Consider the following 15,781-nt stretch of genomic DNA (forward strand, 5'->3'; position numbering starts at 1 on the left):
TAGGCTATATTCTACATCTTCCACAATTCTCAAGAACAGGCTTTCCGGCATGTTCCACAACACATACCGATATTGTACAATCAACTCCGCAAACGCCCTGACCTGAGAATGCTAATAATTAACCAAAAACCCAAAAAACTCGCCGCCCCAAACAAACCAGTGCTCAGAAAAGATAGCTGAGAAGTTTGTGCGTTAGAAGAAATAATTGCCGCCCCCACAATCAGCGAACCCACGACAATACTAAAAGAAAGTCGGTTCGCAGAATCCCCCAGAGTGCGACGCAGCGGATCGAGTTCTTTTAGTGTCAAGTTCCACTTCAAAGTTTCTGAAGTAACCCGGTCTAAAAGCACTTCCACCTGTCGCGGGGATTGCAAAGACAAGCTTTTCAGATCCAGGGCAGTTCTCAACAAAGCTTGTATCGGGTCATCTCCGAATAACTGACGCCGAAACATATCGGTCATCAGCGGTTTCACCTGCTCTACAATATTAAACCTGGGATTAAAAGAGCGGGCTAGTCCTTCCAAATTAGCTAGAGTTTTTGCATACAAACCGAGATTGCTGGGAAGCCGAATTTTATTTTTGCGGGTGATTTCCAGCACCTCATAAAATATTTCCGACAAGTTCATTTGCGACAAGCTGACATTGTAATACTTGCGTAGCATTCGAGCCAAATCGTTCTCTAGATTAACTAAACTTGTCGGCTGAGCAAATTCTGCCATTTCCAAAGTTAATTGAGCGCAGCGCTGAGCGTCTAAATCGACAATTGCCAGCAACATTTCTGTCAAATTCTGCTGAGTGCGCGGGTCTAATCTGCCGACCATGCCGCAGTCTAGCAGGGCTATGCGGCCATCTTTGAGATAAAATAAATTGCCGGGATGCGGGTCTGCGTGAAAGAATCCGTCGATATATAACTGCTGGAAGAAAACGCGGCAAAGCAGCGTTGTAATTTCTTCGCGTTCGGCATTTATATCTCCTTTGTGGCGAATTCCTTGCAAGTCGCCTAGCAAAATTGGGACTCCGTTCAGCCACTCCATTACTAAGAGTTTTTTTGTAGTCAACTCCCAGTTAATTTCTGGTAAGACAACTTGTGTGGGGTCAAACCATTTACTTTTAGATAAATTGCGGCGCAGTTCGTCTGTGTAGCTGGCTTCTTGAATGAAGTCTAGTTCTGCACGCAGGGCGATCGCAAATTCTTCAGCTAGGGCGACAATATCGTATTGTTGACCGAAGTCTGTGAGCATGACAAGTTCTGCCAAACCTCGCAGTACGGCGATGTCTTGTTCGATGACAATATCAATACCGGGGCGCTGAACTTTGAGGGCGACTTCGCGGCCGTCTTTTAAAGTAGCTTTGTGGGTTTGGGCGATCGAACCTGCAGCGATGGCTTCGGTGTTAAATTTGGCGAAGGTATTTTCGAGAGATTGTGTGAGTTCCTGGCGGACGATTGCTTCTACTTGCGACCACGGTACGGGCGGCACTTCCGCTTGTAGCGTGGAGAGAGTTTCGATATAGCTGGCCGGCAAAAGGTCAGGACGGGTGCTCAGCAATTGTCCTAATTTGACAAAAACTGGGCCTAATTGGACGAGGATGTTGCGGAGAACTGCTGGAGTTGGGAGACTGGGTGCGTCGGTTTTGCGGCCGGTTAGGAGGCTTTTCATGTAGTCCCAACCGTTGCGGAAGACGACCTCTAGAATTTCTCCTTTGCGAGAATTGTTTTGAACTAGGCTAAACAAGGGGCCTCCGGGTCGATCGGGTTTAAGGGCTATATAACTACTAGGATAGCGCTGTTGACCGGGCTGACCAGTGTCTTGGGGAATAACTTGGGCGAAAGGGTGGGAATGCGCGTGAGAATTTTGGGGTGCGGGGGGCGATCGGTTTTTGGCCGTGGCATTAATCCTCATGGTAATATACAGTTAAAGCAGACATGATATTTTTATAATTAAATTTATTAACTTGAAAAGATGTGTCAAAGAATTGAATGAGTAAGTTATTAAAAACCAGATTCTCAATGTTTTTAATATCGTATAAGAGACATGATTGCCATCCCATTTCCTGCCAACTCGATCGAATTATCCATCAACTTAACTGACGAGCAATTTTTTCAGCTTTGTCAGCACAACCGCGATTATCAATTTGAACGTACAGCATCAGGGGAATTAATTATTATGCCACCGACAGGCAGTGAAACTAGCAGGCGTAATGCCGATTTAACATCTCAACTCCGAGTCTGGAACCGTGAAACTAAACTGGGAGTAGTTTTCGACTCTTCGGGAGGCTTTACACTCCCGAATGGTGCCGATCGCTCTCCTGATGCCTCTTGGGTCAAAAAAGAACGCTGGGATGCTTTAACACCGGAGCAAAAAGACAGTTTTGCTCCTTTGTGTCCTGATTTTGTTGTTGAGTTGCGTTCTCGGACTGATTCCTTGAAGAAACTTCAAGAGAAAATGCAAGAATATATAGAAAACGGTGCTAAATTGGGTTGGTTAATTGACAGGCAAAATCGGCGGGTAGAAATTTATCGCCCCGGTCAAGATGTTGAAATTATCGAAAATCCTGCCACTCTATCAGGGGAAGATGTACTGCCTGGTTTTGTGTTGAATTTAGAAGAAATTATGTAAATAAAGTAAATAGTAAGGCCCAACACAGATTCAAAAACGAATGCCTGGATAAACAGTGATGAATAGTTGGTGTATCCGCCTTCAGAATCCGTGTCGTGCTGCCTCATTTCACCCTCACAATAAATCTTTCAATTTATCATCTTCTCCCAACACCTTAATTACCTGTTTAATCTCCTGCGTCCTGTCCTTTTTCACAATCAAAGTCACATTGCCATCTCTGACAACTACCACATCTTCTAAACCAATGGTGACAATCACCTCATTCTCATCGGCTGCATAAAAAATGCCACCTTTCGTATCAATTCCGACGTGTTTTGCTAACTCCACATTCGGCTTGTCTCCTTGCAGCAAACGACCGATCGCATTCCAATCTCCCAAATCGTCCCAGCTAAAGCCCACCGGCAGAACACAAGCCTTTTGCGTCTTCTCCATCAAAGCGTAATCGATGCTAATTTTGGGTAATTCCGAGTATGCCTGCGCGCCTTTTGCTTCCAAAGCTGCCATCATTTCCGGTACATGATTTCGCAATTCTGTCAAGACTGTTCCGACTCGAAATACAAAAATTCCGCCGTTCCAACTAAACTTGCCGCTGGCTACAAATTCTTCAGCAGTTGTGCGATCGGGCTTTTCCGTAAACCTCGCCACCCGATAGGCCGGAAAACCCCCAAAACTGCCAATTTCTTCACCTTGTTCGATGTAGCCGTAACCAGTGGAAGCATAACTCGGTTTTACTCCCAAAGTGGCGATCGCATCTTGATTTTTCGCCAACTCCGCCGCCGCCTCCAAAGTCTTGACAAACTCCTCGGGTTCCCCAATCCAGTGATCCGCCGGGAAAAAACCCACCACCGCATCCTCACCGTAACGCTTCGCAGTTTCTATAGCAGTCCAGGCCACCGCCGGCGCAGTATCCCGGCCCTCCGGTTCCGCCAGCAAATTCTCCGGCGGTAACAGCGGCAACTGTTCGCGGACTCCCGCAGCCAACATTTCCGACGTTACCACCCACAAATCGTCCCAGCCGTTACCTAATTCCAAAAGTCTTTCCGCAGTAGCCTGCAGTAAACTCTTGCCGCTACCGTCGAGACTCAAAAACTGCTTGGGCCGCTGCTTGCGACTCAGCGGCCAAAAACGTTCGCCTTTACCACCGGCCAGAATCACAGGAATTAAGGTTCTACTCATCGTTTAAAGTTTAAATAGTTCACGTCCATTTTGCCCTGAGACCCGATATGGTGTTTGTAAAGAATTACTGAGGCAGAATGATGATTGACTGTTGACTGTTGACTGTATCACCCTAAATGTAGGGCGCGCATTGCGTACCTTACCCAATATAGAACAAAAAAACTCTCGTTAAGGAATCCTTGAAAATTGCTATAGCGACTAGCAATTACCATTACCTATTACTTCGACAATTCGACGTTAAGTTCGTTCACGACACGGCGTTTGAGCGGGATTGATTTTTCTCTGGGCAGCAAGTCAAATACTTTCCGAAAAGCATCATCTACCTGTTCAAAGGGTATTTGTCCTTTCTCATTAAAAACTACTTTTCCCGATTGGTCGAGGATGACAGTTTGAGGTACGAAACCTTCGTAATAATGGCTGGGTTCGGTGATTTCGGGTGACTGTTGCGGAGGCAAAGAGTCAATTGTTATGGGCATAAAATCGGCTTCGCGCCCGTAAAATTCCTGGAGTTGAGAGACGACGATCGCGTATTGCTTGGAGTCGCTGCTGTCGTCAGTGTAAAACACTAACAATACGGGTTTATTGCGTTTGAAAGAATCTGTGAGTTTGACTTTAGGAGGAACTAGGGAACCGTTGCCGGCGTAGAGGGCAAAAATTGTACCGTCATAGCGATCGTCTGTGAGAGTGGCGAAGGCTGGTGGGGTGCCGGTTAGCAGTATCAAGCTAAGTGCGATCGCCACTGTTACAAGACTCGCTGACAACATTCGCCTCAGCCAGCGGATGCCAGAAGCAGCAGTAACACTTGAATTTTTGTTTTCAGGAAATATCATAGGTTATTGGCAGTTGCTGTAAGGAAAGCGAAATCAGATGCAAAAACTTTCCTAAGTTTATCAGCAAAATGTAGGCAAATGTTGTTGAGTAGGTTAAAGTAGTTTCGACTCGATGATCATAAATTGCTGATAGTGGCGATCTACAAGGCGATTCTACAGACCGAAGATCACTATTTGCGATCGGCTTTTCAGGGGCGGACTGGAACAGTCCGCGCCACAATAAAATTTATTTGTGGTGGGGTGGGCTTCTAGCTTCCCAGAAGGGTGCAAGATATTAAATTCAACTGATTACTAGAAACTGACAACTGGGAATTTACAACTAATGATAGCTTTGCTTGACGCACTCCTCGCCCAAACGCCGGCTGCTGATGTTTCCGGGCCGGCTCAAATCAATCTGGTGCAGGCCCTTGTTTTAGGAATTGTACAAGGATTAACAGAGTTTTTGCCCATTAGCAGCAGCGCTCATTTAAAGGTAGTGCCGATCGCCCTGGGATGGGGCGATCCGGGGGTTGCTTATACTGCTGTTATTCAGTTGGGCAGTATTGTGGCAGTGCTTTGGTATTTCTGGAAAGACTTGACAAATATAACTGTTGGTGCTGTAGATGCAGTGGTGCGGCGCGACTACAAATCGCAAGAGTTTCAAATAGCGCTGGGAATTGTTTTGGGAACAATACCTATACTCTTTTTTGGGCTGCTAATCAAGGCATTGGTTCCAGATTTTGACAACTCCCCGCTGAGAAGTTTGGCCAGCATCGCCATTGCTTCGATCGTCATGTCGCTACTGTTAGCAATAGCAGAAAAAACTGGCAAGCGCCATCGCACTTATGAAAAGTTAACTGTCTCAGACGGCATTTTTATGGGATTAGCTCAAGCAATAGCCTTGATTCCGGGGTGTTCGCGATCGGGTTCTACCCTAACAGCAGGATTGTTTATAGGATTAGAAAGACCCGCGGCCGCGCGGTTTTCTTTTTTATTGGGAATTCCGGCAATTACTCTGGCTGGATTAGTGGAATTGAAGGGTGCTTTGGGAGAAGGAATCAGCGATGCTGGAGTTGCAGCTTTGATAGTGGGAACGATTTCGGCATTTGTGTTTTCTTATTTGTCGATCGCGTGGCTGCTCAAGTTCCTGCAAACTCAAAATACCTGGGTGTTTGTGTGGTATCGGCTGGCTTTTGGTGTGGCGATTTTAACGGCGATCGCAGGTGGGGCAGTGAAAAATGCGTAGGTTGTTATAATTACAAGGACAGGCAAGATGCCTGTTCCACCAAAACAAGAACAGGCAAGATGCCTGTTCCACAAAGAGTAAATTTTCTTGTGGAACGGGCCGAAGAGCCCGTTCATAAAAAGCTTATTAATAGCTGACAAGCTGTTAGCTTTTAACTCAAAGTGAGCGTCGCCGTGAAGGATGTAGAATGCTCGAAGATAGCGAGCGACAAAATGCACAATTAGCGCTAATTAGGCTGGTTACTGCTGCTAGTATTGGTGTAGCGATGTCCTTCTTTATCGCTCCCGGAATTCTGGGAACAATAGTATCAGATTGAAAACAGGTTTTCCGTTCAGAATCCCAGTGCTAATATATGGAAGAGTATCGCAAAAAAAGCGATTATTTCCCGCACTGCTGGGTTGACAAAAGAGCGGTGTTGTGCTGGCAGAAACAACTAAGCCTGTCAGGAACCCGTCAAAATTTTGAGTTTCATAAATACATATTTTTGATACATCCTCTCACAGCCAAGCTAAATTCACAACCCAGAACTTATCCTGATTCTAAAGGCGATCGACCTTAGCAAACTATGTCAATACCGAAAAAAGGAACCAGAAAAATAATTGTTGATGGGGAGCCTTTCATCTGGCTAATCCGAAGACAAGCTACTAATATGCAAGCAGACTACGGTTGCGGAAATCTTCATGTTGCTGTCCAACACGCTGAAGAACCGGGCGGGCGTGTTAGTTATTCTCACCCATCGACCTCATCCTCAAGGTTTAAGTCCCGCTAACGAAGTGAAACCAGTAACACCCTGTGATGCAACACAATGGATACGGCAAGCAGTGCAACTTGGATGGCAGCCTCAGCTACCTGGAATAACTTTTGAGGTGCGGATTGCAGGACTGTTTATGGAAAAAATATAATAATGCTGTATATTTAGCAACCCGACAAGTCAATTCTGTTAAAGACAATTCACTCGCCTAGACTGGCAGAAGCGATCGCCCGATCGCTTCTGTCAGCCTAGACAAGTTAAACTGTAAACATTCTCCGCTAACAAATAACAAATAACAAATAACTAATAACCATGAGCGACATATCAATCCGGCCCGCCCTAATCACCAAAGTTATCCCCGACAGCATCTGCGCCGAAATGGGATTTGAACCCGGAGACTCAATCGTCGCCGTCAACGGTGAAAAACCGCGCGATTTAATCGACTATCAATTTCTGTGCGCCGATGAATTTCTGGAACTAGAAGTTTTAGACAGTAAAGGCAAAACCCACAAGTTAGAAATCGAGAAAGAATACGACGAAGACTTGGGAGTGGAATTTGAAACAGCTCTTTTTGACGGACTAATTCAGTGCAACAATCGCTGCCCTTTTTGCTTCATTGACCAACAACCACCGGGAAAGCGCGAAACTCTCTATCTCAAAGATGATGACTACCGCCTCAGCTTTCTTTATGGTAGCTATCTCACTCTCACAAATCTGACTCAAAAAGAGTGGGACAGAATCGAACAAATGCGACTTTCTCCTCTCTATGTTTCCGTTCACGCTACGGAACCGGAAGTGCGAATTCGGTTGCTAAAAAATCTCCGCGCTGGGAAGATTCTCGAACAAATCAAATGGTTTCAAGAACGCCGCTTGCAAATTCACGCTCAAGTAGTTGTTTGTCCCGGTATTAATGATGGCGAACATTTAGAACGCACTTTGTTAGATTTGGCAAAGTTTCATACTGGAAGTATTCCCGCTGTAGCATCCGTGGCTGTAGTGCCGGTGGGTTTAACTCGCTTTCGTCCTGCCGAAGATGAACTGATCGCAGTAACTGCGGAAAAAGCGCGAGAAGTAATCGAGCAAGTGCAGAAAATTCAAGTGCTTTTAAGTAAAGGAAAAGCTGGTTCAAAGGCGAAAAAGCAAAATTCAAAATCGCGCTGTATTTGGCTGGCTGACGAGTGGTTTTTAATAGCGGGTTTAGATTTGCCGTCGGCTGCAGATTACGAAGATTATCCGCAAATTGGTAACGGTGTCGGTTCTATCCGCCAGTTTATCCAGCAGTTTGAAACGGCTTTTGAGAAGCTGCAACCGATGCAAGTCGAGCCCGATCGCAAGTTAGTTTGGGTGGTGGGGAATGCTGTCGAAAAAGCTTTTGAGCCGATCGTACAACAACTAAACCAAATTCCCGGCTTGTCCGTCAACATGGCAGCACTGTGCAGCCGCTACTGGGGACAAAGTATCACTGTCACGGGTTTGCTGACGGGGCAAGATTTGCTCGAAGCTTTGCAGGGGCGAGACTTGGGAGATGGCATCCTGCTGCCGTCGGTGATGCTAAAACAGGGGGAACCGCGTTTTCTCGACGACATGACCCTCGAACAGCTCGCCAGCTCGCTGAAAACCCGGATTTTGCCGGTGAGCGGAGTAGAGGAACTAATCTCGGCGGCGATCGGTCTGGCAACTGCTGAAGTTAAATTCTAAATTTTGAATCGAACATTCAAAAGTTAAGATGAGTATGGTAATTGTGACTTGTAACCGTCGAGTTCAGGCTACAGACTAGAAACTTGAGACCTCAATCTTGCTCTAAAATTGTCTCTAGGATTGCAGAGTAATTAAAAAATTATGCGTGTTTTTCGTCAAATCATCGTAGTCGGAGTGGGCGCTGCAATTACTTTCAGCAACGCCGCACAGAGTGCTTCAGCACAGTCTCCGGCTCAATCTCAGGACAGTTTGGCCCTTAGCAATCAGCTCGAATTAGGGCCCAATATTCGATCGACCTCGAACACAGCAGCAGAATCAGCATCACAGGCCGAACAGTCGATCGCCCTTAACCCCCCAACCGGGCCCGAGCAAGCATCAAAGCCTCAACAGGCTGCTCCGGCTTCCCCATCAACTCTGTCTCAGGCCGGTTCAACGCCTCTAAGAGGGTTGGAACCGACACAGACTCAGCAGCCTTCCCCGAACCCTCCCAACAATGTTCCTGTGCCCAGTTCCCCGGTACCAATTCTCCGGGGCACTCCGAACGAAAGTTTCCCCCCTCTCCCTCCGAGGGGCATTTTAGACACCAAGCCTCCGGCTTCCCTGGAACCCAATCCGAATCCGCTGAATTTTCCGGCAAACCCGGAGGATGTCAGGATCGAGCAAACAGAGTCAATTACCTTGCAGCAGGCGATCGACCTCGCGCGCCGCAACAGCCAAGTTTTGCAAATCGCCGGACAGCAGGTGGAACAAAGCAGATCCGCTTTGCGCGAACAGCAAGCTGCTCTTTATCCAGACCTGAATTTTCAAATGGACGCCAGCCGCTCTGTGACTGCAGGCGGAGAACTCGGAGTCCGGGCTCAGCAGCGCTTCAACAACTCTCGGGCTAACGGAACCGGGCAGCCCGCCGAGCAAGCTCGGCAAAATTTAGGCAGCAACAGTCTCAACAGCACTTTGCAGTTGAACTATGACATCGATTTGTTCGGAAGGCGGCGGGCTAACATCCGCGCTGCAGAGGAACAGTTGCGCCTTCGGGAACTGGATGTGGAACGCCAAGCCGAGGAACTCCGCTTCGACACTGCTGAGGCTTACTACAACTTGCAAAACGCGGACGGACAAGTTGCCATCCGCCAAGCTTCGGTCAGAAATGCCCAGCAAAGTTTGCGGGATGCCGAAGCCCTGGAACGGGCAGGGGTGGGAACCCGGTTTGCTGTGTTGCAGGCTCAGGCAAATTTGGCTAACGAGGTGCAACAACTGTCAGTGGCCCGTCGCGATCAGCGAGTTGCCCAGCGGCGTCTGGCTGAGATTTTGAATATCAGCCAGTCGGCGAACTTGACAGCGGCAGATCCGGTAGAACAAGCGGGCTCTTGGAGGCTGTCTTTGGAAGAGAGTATCGTGCAGGCTTTTAAGAATCGCCCAGAGTTGGAACAGCAGTTGGTGCAGAGAGATATCAGCAAGCAGCAGAGGCGATCGATTCAGGCGGGGCGTTTGCCTCAACTGAGTGTTGGGGGTAGTTACAACGTGCTGGGACAAGACCCTGACGACCCCAACCCGTTTGAGACTCGTGGGTGGGCCGACGGGTATTCGATCCGGGCGAGTCTGACTTGGAGTATTTTCGATGGGGGCGCGGCGAACGCGAGGGTGAGACAGCGGGATGCTGATATTGCGATCGCCGAAAGTCGATTCGACCAACTCCGCAACCAGGTTCGCCGGGAAGTAGAACAAGCTTATTTTGGCTTAGAATCGAGTTTTGAGAATATCGAAACTTCTGAGGCGGGGGTTTTGCAGTCAAGGGAAGCTCTGCGTCTGGCGAGACTGCGGTTTCAAGCTGGTGTGGGTACTCAGACGGATGTGATTCAGGCGGAAACTGATTTGACTAGGGCTGAGAGAAGCCGATTGTCGGCAATTATCACCTACAACCTGGGGCTTTCGTCTCTCCAGCGCTTTGTGAGCAATCTTCCGACTAATAACCTCTCGGATGCTCCGTGAGATTCGGTTGGGGCGATTCCCTACGGGATAGCTACGCACGCGCGTCCTTTAATTACAAAGGCAATTAGACATCGGGGTATTAAACGTCCGACACATTAGTTAATATTTTGTAATAGAGTTCGATGTCAACTGCGTTAAGGAATCGGCAATGGCCAATATCAAGTTTGTGAAGGAAAATCAGGAAGTCATCGCAGCAGACGGGGCCAATTTGAGGCTCAAAGCTCTAGAAAACCGCATCGATTTGTACACGTTTTCGGGAAAGCTCATGAATTGCGGGGGCATTGGTCAATGCGGCACCTGCATTGTGGAAATTGTCGAGGGCAGTGAAAATCTGTCGCCCCGCACTGACTTTGAGAACCGCAAGCTCAAGAAAAAGCCCGAAAACTATCGATTGGCTTGTCAAGCTATGGTCAATGGTCAGGTGAGCGTGAAGACTAAACCGTGACTTTCAGAAGGCAGAAGGCTAGAGATGCTCTAATGCAGAAGGAAAGAAAAATGCAGAATGCAATAATTGTGTTTTTTTTCCTATTTCACTGTATAATCACGCCTTTTGCCTGCCTAGGAAAAGAAACTTGGTTTCTAGGACAAATAAGAGATTGGGCAGCGAGGCATCCAGGCAGAAAGCGGGTTTCGACGCTTGTCCGTTAGCTCTTCTTCTGTCTTCGAGTTTGCCTTTTGCCTTTGAGTGATATCCTAGTTGTGTGTGTTTTTCTATTTTCCGATAGAGGCGAGCGTCTTCATGGAAGTTAACGATTTAGGGTTTGTGGCAACCATTCTGTTTGTATTGGTTCCCAGTGTTTTTCTAATCATTCTGTACATTCAAACAGCTAGCCGTCAAGGCAGAAAAGATTAGCAACTGCTGCTATTTCTCTCTGGCTTTGCTGCTTGCAAAAAAAGCGCCAACAGCTTTTTGCTGAGGCGCTTTTTTTGTTAAATGTTGAGTGTTAGCTGCTAACTCTTAATGATGAGATTCTAGCCGACTGTGCGGGCTAGCAAGACGGGACAGTTGGCATAAACTCGCACGTAGTCTGATAGCGAATTTCCTAGGAGTCGATCGATATCCACAAAGTTTTTGGCAACGTTGGGTCGCCGATCCGGGGAACCGATTACCAACAAGTCGGCATTCAAGTCGTCTGCAATCCGACAAATTTCTTCCCCTGGCTTGCCTGTAGCACTCACGCAGCGGTAGCTAACTCCCATTTGTTTGGTTAGTGCTACTGCTGGGGCCAATACGGGGTCTTTTTCAGCACTTGCTGTTAAATCTTCGCTGGCTTTTCCCGTCAAATCTTTGGTGACGTGTACTAAAATTATCTCTCCGCCACTGACTTCTTTGACCAAAGATAGCGCAAGCTGCAATGACTGTTTGGCAGATTCTGATTTGTCTACCGCCACCATGACTCGCTTGATTTTTTTGACGTAGATGTCGTCTTTTACTAACAACATCGGTCGGGATGTTAGCTGGAAAACGTACTGGCTGACTGAGTTTTCCAAAATCGATTGCAGCCGTCCGAGTCCCCGGGAACCCATAATTACTAAGTCGGATTGTTCTTCTTCTGCGACTTGGCAAACTGTGGTTTTCGGGTCTCCCTGTTTGAGCCGGGGGTTGACTTTGCTGGGATCTATTTTCAAAGACTGGACTGCTTGTGCTAAAATCTTGCCTCCTTCTTCCAATTTCTCGGCCATGCCATCGGAGGTTACTTGGGGCGGCACGACGTGCAAGACGGTGACAGAGGTTTGTTGCAAGGAAGGGATGTCCATCAACATATTAAACATCTCTTCGCACAAGCCGCGACCGGCGACGGCTACTAAAATTTTTTCTATCATGGGGTTTTGGCGGTAAAAACAGTTGAGTTTTCTTGTGCGACGTTAAACTAGGGCGTTGGTACTCTAGTTGCTTACTGTCAAGCATAAGCCTGAAGTTTGTCTTATGATTTGTAGAAATGTAGCGTTTTGGAACGATTTGTAAAGTGTTAGAGAACGATCGAACTCAACCAGAACTCGCACCGGCTGGTGCTATTCAAAATCGCCGCGGGATAGACTCTGAGGGCTGGTTTGAATATTTGGTGCGAGTGTACCCTCATCATACTGACTACAGCGGTGTGGTTTGGCACGGGACTTATCTGGCTTGGATGGAGGAAGCTAGGGTGGAAAGTTTGCGCTCTCTTGGCATCGAGTATGCAGACTGGGTGGCGCAGGGTTTGGAATTGCCCGTGGTGGAACTTTCGCTGCGCTACCACCGGGCTGTACAAATGGGTCAATCTGTGGCAGTCAGAACGCGGATGGCTGCTACCGAGGGTGTGCGGCTGCTTTGGGATTACGAAATTCGATCGGCTGATACTCAGGAGTTATATGTCACCGCACAGGTAACTTTGGTTGGTGTCGATCGCGACAAGGGTAAGATTATGCGTCAATTACCCCCAACAGTGCAGGCAGCTTTAGCAAAGTTGGCAGTCAACCCTTAGACTTATCTATTAGATCTCCCGAATAACTTTTGTGGAGCAGGCATCCTGGCTGGCTTTGACTGTATTTTTGGGAGATATCTATTGGGGGTCATGGCTCAAGTTTTTATAAGGTATTGTGCCCTCGCCGATGCCAGCCCCTTTTTCAAGATTGTGTTAGTAGCTAAATTGATCGTAGATTATGATTAAAATTCTTGATTCTACCTTGAGAGAGGGAGAACAAACCCCTGGAGTTTATTTCGCACCTGAAACAAAGTTAAAAATTGCGGAGTTTTTAGACCACATAGGAGTTGATATTATTGAAGCTGGCAATCCTGCTGTAGATAGCGAAATTGCTTTAGCCGTTACCCGCATTGCCAATGCTGGACTAAAAGCAAAAATAGGCGCTCATTCGCTCTGCCGAATAGAGGATGTTAAAAAAGCCCTGGATTGTAATGTCAGCTTTTTAGGCGTGTTTTTTAGTGTATCCTCTCAACGATTGCAATGCGACTATAATATCTGTTTAGAGGCAGCCATAGATAAAATCGTGGAAGTAATAACTTATGCTAGAGAGCAGAATGATAGTTTATTGATTCGCTATACGCCGGAAGATACAGTTCGCTCTCCTATGAAAAATGTGATTGAGGCGGCTAGTGCAGCAGTGCAGGCTGGAGCTAATATAATCAGCATAGCTGATACCACTGGATATACAACCCCATTTCAACAAAAACGTAGTATTTATTATTTTGTCAAAATCCTGAAGGAGGAACTAGCCAAACGAGAATTATATCCACAAATAGAAGTTCATTGCCACAACGACCGAGGTTTAGCTCTAGCAAATGCCTTGGATGCCTACAGAGCGGGAACAGATATTATTGATGTCAGCGTGATGGGACTAGGGGAAAGAGCTGGTATAGTGGATTTGGCTGAGTTACTAATAAATTTATCCGACCTTATTGAGGAGGAAAACTTTTGGAAACTAGGATATTTGAAAGATTTGTATAATTTGGTAAGCGAGTATTCTCATGTACCTATTTCTCCTCATCACCCTGCCGTCGGGAAAAATGCTTTTACCCATTATGCAGGTGTTCACGTTACGGCAATGGCAAAAGATGAGCGCCTATATCAAAGTTTAAATCCAGAAACTTTGGGAATTAAAAGTAGTATTGCATTAGGGATGCAATCGGGATTGACTGCTGTAGAATTAGCTCTAAAGCAGATTGGCAGAGAGGAACTCGCTGAAAACAAACATTTAGTAGCTAAGATCCTTAAAAAAGTTAAAGAAATTGCTAAAAGAGGAACCCCAATCGATATCGATAAAGACTTTATAGAAATTATTGATAATTGCTAATTTACAGTAGCACCTACCCCGTAGAAAATGCTATAGTTGGGATTATTTAAGAATAATAAGCTGTTGTGCATTTAAATTGTATATTTCGAGTCCCGATCAAAAATTGTCAAATCCTCTCCCCCGATCCCCATCGGACCCTCTCCCTCTCTAATACCATAGGCAATCTAGATGCAACACAGCTTACCCACCTCTCCCTAGATAGTAATAATGTCAATAACCCCAGCAGAAAACTCTAACGAATTAAGGCAAGAAGAGAATAAATCATCTGAAAAATGGTGGACTACAGTTGGTATTGGTATTGGTGTATTCATTTTTGCTTTGGATGTGTATATAGTTAACTTGGCTTTGCCAGTTATGGTTGAATCTCTCCATACCAGTTTTGCCACGAGTCAATGGATAGTTTTAAGTTACTTGCTGGCAATCGCCATATTTGTAATATTGGTATCAAAATTAGGTGATATCTGGAACAAGAAGCGATTGTACATTATTGGCTTAACAATCTTTACGATCAGTTCACTATTGTGTGGAATGGCGCCAAATGTCGGGTTTTTAATAGCGTTTCGAGGATTGCAAGGAATAGGTGCTGCGTTTTTATCTGGCTTGGGAACTGCGATGATTGTGGAGGCATTTCCAGCGGCAGAGCGGGGACTGGGACTAGGTATTAGAGCGGGAATTTACGGAATGGGGATTACCTTGGGGCCTATGGTAGGAGGACTGCTGATGAGTGTAGGAGGCTGGCCTTTAATTTTCTGGGTGAATGTTCCGATTGGGATTGTTGCCATTTTGATTGTGGCTTTTTTTGTACCTAATTCTGCGATTAGTGGAAACCCAGAAAACTTTGATATCATCGGTACGCTGATATTGACCGTAGTCTTAACTTCTTTTATTCTTGGCATTACCCTATTACAGAAGGGTAATTCTTATATTGCCATAAATCTGCTGGGTTCTTCTGTCGTCAGCTTGATTGGCTTTTTATGGTTTGAATCCCGAATAGCAGCACCAATGATCGACGTTAAAATATTTCGATCCGTAGAGTTTAGCCTGGGCTTAACGCTACGTTTTATTGCAAATTTCGCGATCGCAGGTGTCATCTTCATACTTCCTTTTTTCTTCACCTTCCTTGAACACTATTCAACTCAAAAATCTGGTTTTTTAATGGTAGTACCGTCAGTTCTGATTGTGACGACTGCGCCTATTGCGGGTATTCTTTCCGACCGTTTTGGCACGCAGCTAATTACTTTAATGGGCCTAGTATTTATGGGAATTGGATGTTTTTTAATCAGCCGATTTGATACTGAATTAACTGTCATCAAGTATATTTGGGGAATTATTCCCTATGGGGTAGGAGTGGCGATCTTCAACTCTCCTAACAATAGCTCTATTATGGGAGCCGCACCAAAAGAGCGATTAGGTATTGCTTCGGGATTGTTGTCATTTTCGCGGATATTAGGGCAGATGCTGGGAGTACCAATAGTAGGTGCTTTGTTCTTCTTTACAACAAGTTTTAACGCTAATTTTGCCCCGAATATGGATATTAGCAATGCGCCTGTACAAGCATTACTTTTTGCTACACATACTACTTTTTTGGTGCTTGGGGTTTTATTAATGGTTTCGACAATGTTGGCAACTTTGTTTTGGTTGAGAGAAAATAAAAAAGCTGCTCTTCTATAAAAATCATTGGCTGTTGATTTTACTGAGGATTTTTCAT

15 protein-coding genes are annotated in these 15,781 nt (G+C 46.1%); 11 read left to right on the top strand and 4 right to left on the bottom strand.

Going from position 1 to position 15,781, the window contains the following annotated elements:
• Positions 1-80 precede the first annotated feature (80 nt).
• On the bottom strand, positions 81-1,733 hold the full coding sequence (locus QUB10_RS12735; protein WP_333144127.1) for an AarF/ABC1/UbiB kinase family protein: 1,653 nt from the start codon (positions 1,731-1,733) through the stop codon (positions 81-83).
• A 300-nt stretch (positions 1,734-2,033) separates the two neighbouring features.
• Here QUB10_RS12735 and QUB10_RS12740 point away from each other — a divergent pair, with 300 nt between their 5' ends.
• Entirely contained in the window at positions 2,034-2,618 is a 585-nt protein-coding gene (locus QUB10_RS12740) for a Uma2 family endonuclease (protein ID WP_333202588.1), read from the top strand.
• A 114-nt stretch (positions 2,619-2,732) separates the two neighbouring features.
• Here the strand turns inward: QUB10_RS12740 and QUB10_RS12745 are convergent, their stop codons facing one another.
• Both QUB10_RS12745 and QUB10_RS12750 read right to left on the bottom strand, forming a co-directional pair.
• A complete protein-coding gene (locus tag QUB10_RS12745) occupies positions 2,733-3,794 on the bottom strand; it encodes a mannose-1-phosphate guanylyltransferase (RefSeq protein ID WP_333202590.1) in 1,062 nt (353 codons plus the stop codon).
• 218 nt (positions 3,795-4,012) lie between these two features.
• Positions 4,013-4,624, bottom strand: coding sequence for a thylakoid membrane photosystem I accumulation factor (locus QUB10_RS12750; RefSeq protein WP_333202592.1), 612 nt, complete (start codon positions 4,622-4,624; stop codon positions 4,013-4,015).
• 322 nt (positions 4,625-4,946) lie between these two features.
• Here QUB10_RS12750 and QUB10_RS12755 point away from each other — a divergent pair, with 322 nt between their 5' ends.
• The 7 genes from QUB10_RS12755 to psbM all read left to right on the top strand — a co-directional run bounded on the left by QUB10_RS12755 (position 4,947) and on the right by psbM (position 11,137).
• On the top strand, positions 4,947-5,849 hold the full coding sequence (locus QUB10_RS12755; protein ID WP_333202593.1) for an undecaprenyl-diphosphate phosphatase: 903 nt from the start codon (positions 4,947-4,949) through the stop codon (positions 5,847-5,849).
• Positions 5,850-6,036: 187 nt separating this feature from the next.
• Complete coding sequence (locus QUB10_RS12760) at positions 6,037-6,165, top strand: hypothetical protein (protein ID WP_333144094.1); 129 nt, start codon at positions 6,037-6,039, stop codon at positions 6,163-6,165.
• Between the two features lie 364 nt (positions 6,166-6,529).
• The gene (locus QUB10_RS12765; RefSeq protein ID WP_333202595.1) at positions 6,530-6,751 is read left to right on the top strand and encodes a hypothetical protein; all 222 of its coding nucleotides are present in this window, start codon (positions 6,530-6,532) and stop codon (positions 6,749-6,751) included.
• Positions 6,752-6,912: 161 nt separating this feature from the next.
• Positions 6,913-8,298 (top strand): TIGR03279 family radical SAM protein, encoded by a 1,386-nt coding sequence (locus QUB10_RS12770; protein ID WP_333202597.1) that lies wholly within the window; start codon positions 6,913-6,915, stop codon positions 8,296-8,298.
• Positions 8,299-8,439: 141 nt separating this feature from the next.
• A complete protein-coding gene (locus tag QUB10_RS12775; RefSeq protein WP_333202599.1) occupies positions 8,440-10,284 on the top strand; it encodes a TolC family protein in 1,845 nt (614 codons plus the stop codon).
• 148 nt (positions 10,285-10,432) lie between these two features.
• Positions 10,433-10,729 carry a 2Fe-2S iron-sulfur cluster-binding protein gene (locus QUB10_RS12780; RefSeq protein WP_006631487.1) on the top strand — a complete coding sequence of 99 codons (297 nt, stop codon included), beginning with the start codon at positions 10,433-10,435 and terminating at the stop codon, positions 10,727-10,729.
• Positions 10,730-11,023: 294 nt separating this feature from the next.
• Positions 11,024-11,137, top strand: coding sequence for a photosystem II reaction center protein PsbM (gene psbM, locus QUB10_RS12785; protein ID WP_015177760.1), 114 nt, complete (start codon positions 11,024-11,026; stop codon positions 11,135-11,137).
• 119 nt (positions 11,138-11,256) lie between these two features.
• Here the strand turns inward: psbM and QUB10_RS12790 are convergent, their stop codons facing one another.
• Positions 11,257-12,108: a universal stress protein gene (locus QUB10_RS12790; RefSeq protein ID WP_333144098.1), complete on the bottom strand. Its 852-nt coding sequence runs from the start codon at positions 12,106-12,108 to the stop codon at positions 11,257-11,259.
• Between the two features lie 143 nt (positions 12,109-12,251).
• On the opposite strand from QUB10_RS12790, the gene QUB10_RS12795 reads away from it, so the two are divergent.
• The 3 genes from QUB10_RS12795 to QUB10_RS12805 all read left to right on the top strand — a co-directional run bounded on the left by QUB10_RS12795 (position 12,252) and on the right by QUB10_RS12805 (position 15,744).
• Positions 12,252-12,746 (top strand): thioesterase family protein, encoded by a 495-nt coding sequence (locus QUB10_RS12795; protein ID WP_333202601.1) that lies wholly within the window; start codon positions 12,252-12,254, stop codon positions 12,744-12,746.
• 178 nt (positions 12,747-12,924) lie between these two features.
• Positions 12,925-14,073 (top strand): homocitrate synthase/isopropylmalate synthase family protein, encoded by a 1,149-nt coding sequence (locus QUB10_RS12800; protein ID WP_333202603.1) that lies wholly within the window; start codon positions 12,925-12,927, stop codon positions 14,071-14,073.
• 207 nt (positions 14,074-14,280) lie between these two features.
• Entirely contained in the window at positions 14,281-15,744 is a 1,464-nt protein-coding gene (locus QUB10_RS12805; protein ID WP_333202605.1) for an MFS transporter, read from the top strand.
• Positions 15,745-15,781 lie beyond the last annotated feature (37 nt).

It is taken from the genome of Microcoleus sp. B5-D4 (assembly GCF_036705145.1).
In the GTDB taxonomy this organism is placed as follows: Bacteria; Cyanobacteriota; Cyanobacteriia; order Cyanobacteriales; family Microcoleaceae; genus Microcoleus.

Bases quoted from the DNA above. Each gene is read 5' to 3' on its own strand.
- psbM (WP_015177760.1), top strand. From the start codon at position 11,024: ATGGAAGTTAACGATTTAGGGTTTGTGGCAACCATTCTGTTTGTATTG.
- QUB10_RS12775 (WP_333202599.1), top strand. From the start codon at position 8,440: ATGCGTGTTTTTCGTCAAATCATCGTAGTCGGAGTGGGCGCTGCAATT.
- QUB10_RS12770 (WP_333202597.1), top strand. From the start codon at position 6,913: ATGAGCGACATATCAATCCGGCCCGCCCTAATCACCAAAGTTATCCCC.
- QUB10_RS12740 (WP_333202588.1), top strand. From the start codon at position 2,034: ATGATTGCCATCCCATTTCCTGCCAACTCGATCGAATTATCCATCAAC.
- QUB10_RS12780 (WP_006631487.1), top strand. From the start codon at position 10,433: ATGGCCAATATCAAGTTTGTGAAGGAAAATCAGGAAGTCATCGCAGCA.
- QUB10_RS12760 (WP_333144094.1), top strand. From the start codon at position 6,037: ATGCTCGAAGATAGCGAGCGACAAAATGCACAATTAGCGCTAATTAGG.
- QUB10_RS12765 (WP_333202595.1), top strand. From the start codon at position 6,530: ATGTTGCTGTCCAACACGCTGAAGAACCGGGCGGGCGTGTTAGTTATT.
- QUB10_RS12800 (WP_333202603.1), top strand. From the start codon at position 12,925: ATGATTAAAATTCTTGATTCTACCTTGAGAGAGGGAGAACAAACCCCT.
- QUB10_RS12750 (WP_333202592.1), bottom strand. From the start codon at position 4,624: ATGATATTTCCTGAAAACAAAAATTCAAGTGTTACTGCTGCTTCTGGC.
- QUB10_RS12755 (WP_333202593.1), top strand. From the start codon at position 4,947: ATGATAGCTTTGCTTGACGCACTCCTCGCCCAAACGCCGGCTGCTGAT.
- QUB10_RS12805 (WP_333202605.1), top strand. From the start codon at position 14,281: ATGTCAATAACCCCAGCAGAAAACTCTAACGAATTAAGGCAAGAAGAG.
- QUB10_RS12745 (WP_333202590.1), bottom strand. From the start codon at position 3,794: ATGAGTAGAACCTTAATTCCTGTGATTCTGGCCGGTGGTAAAGGCGAA.
- QUB10_RS12790 (WP_333144098.1), bottom strand. From the start codon at position 12,108: ATGATAGAAAAAATTTTAGTAGCCGTCGCCGGTCGCGGCTTGTGCGAA.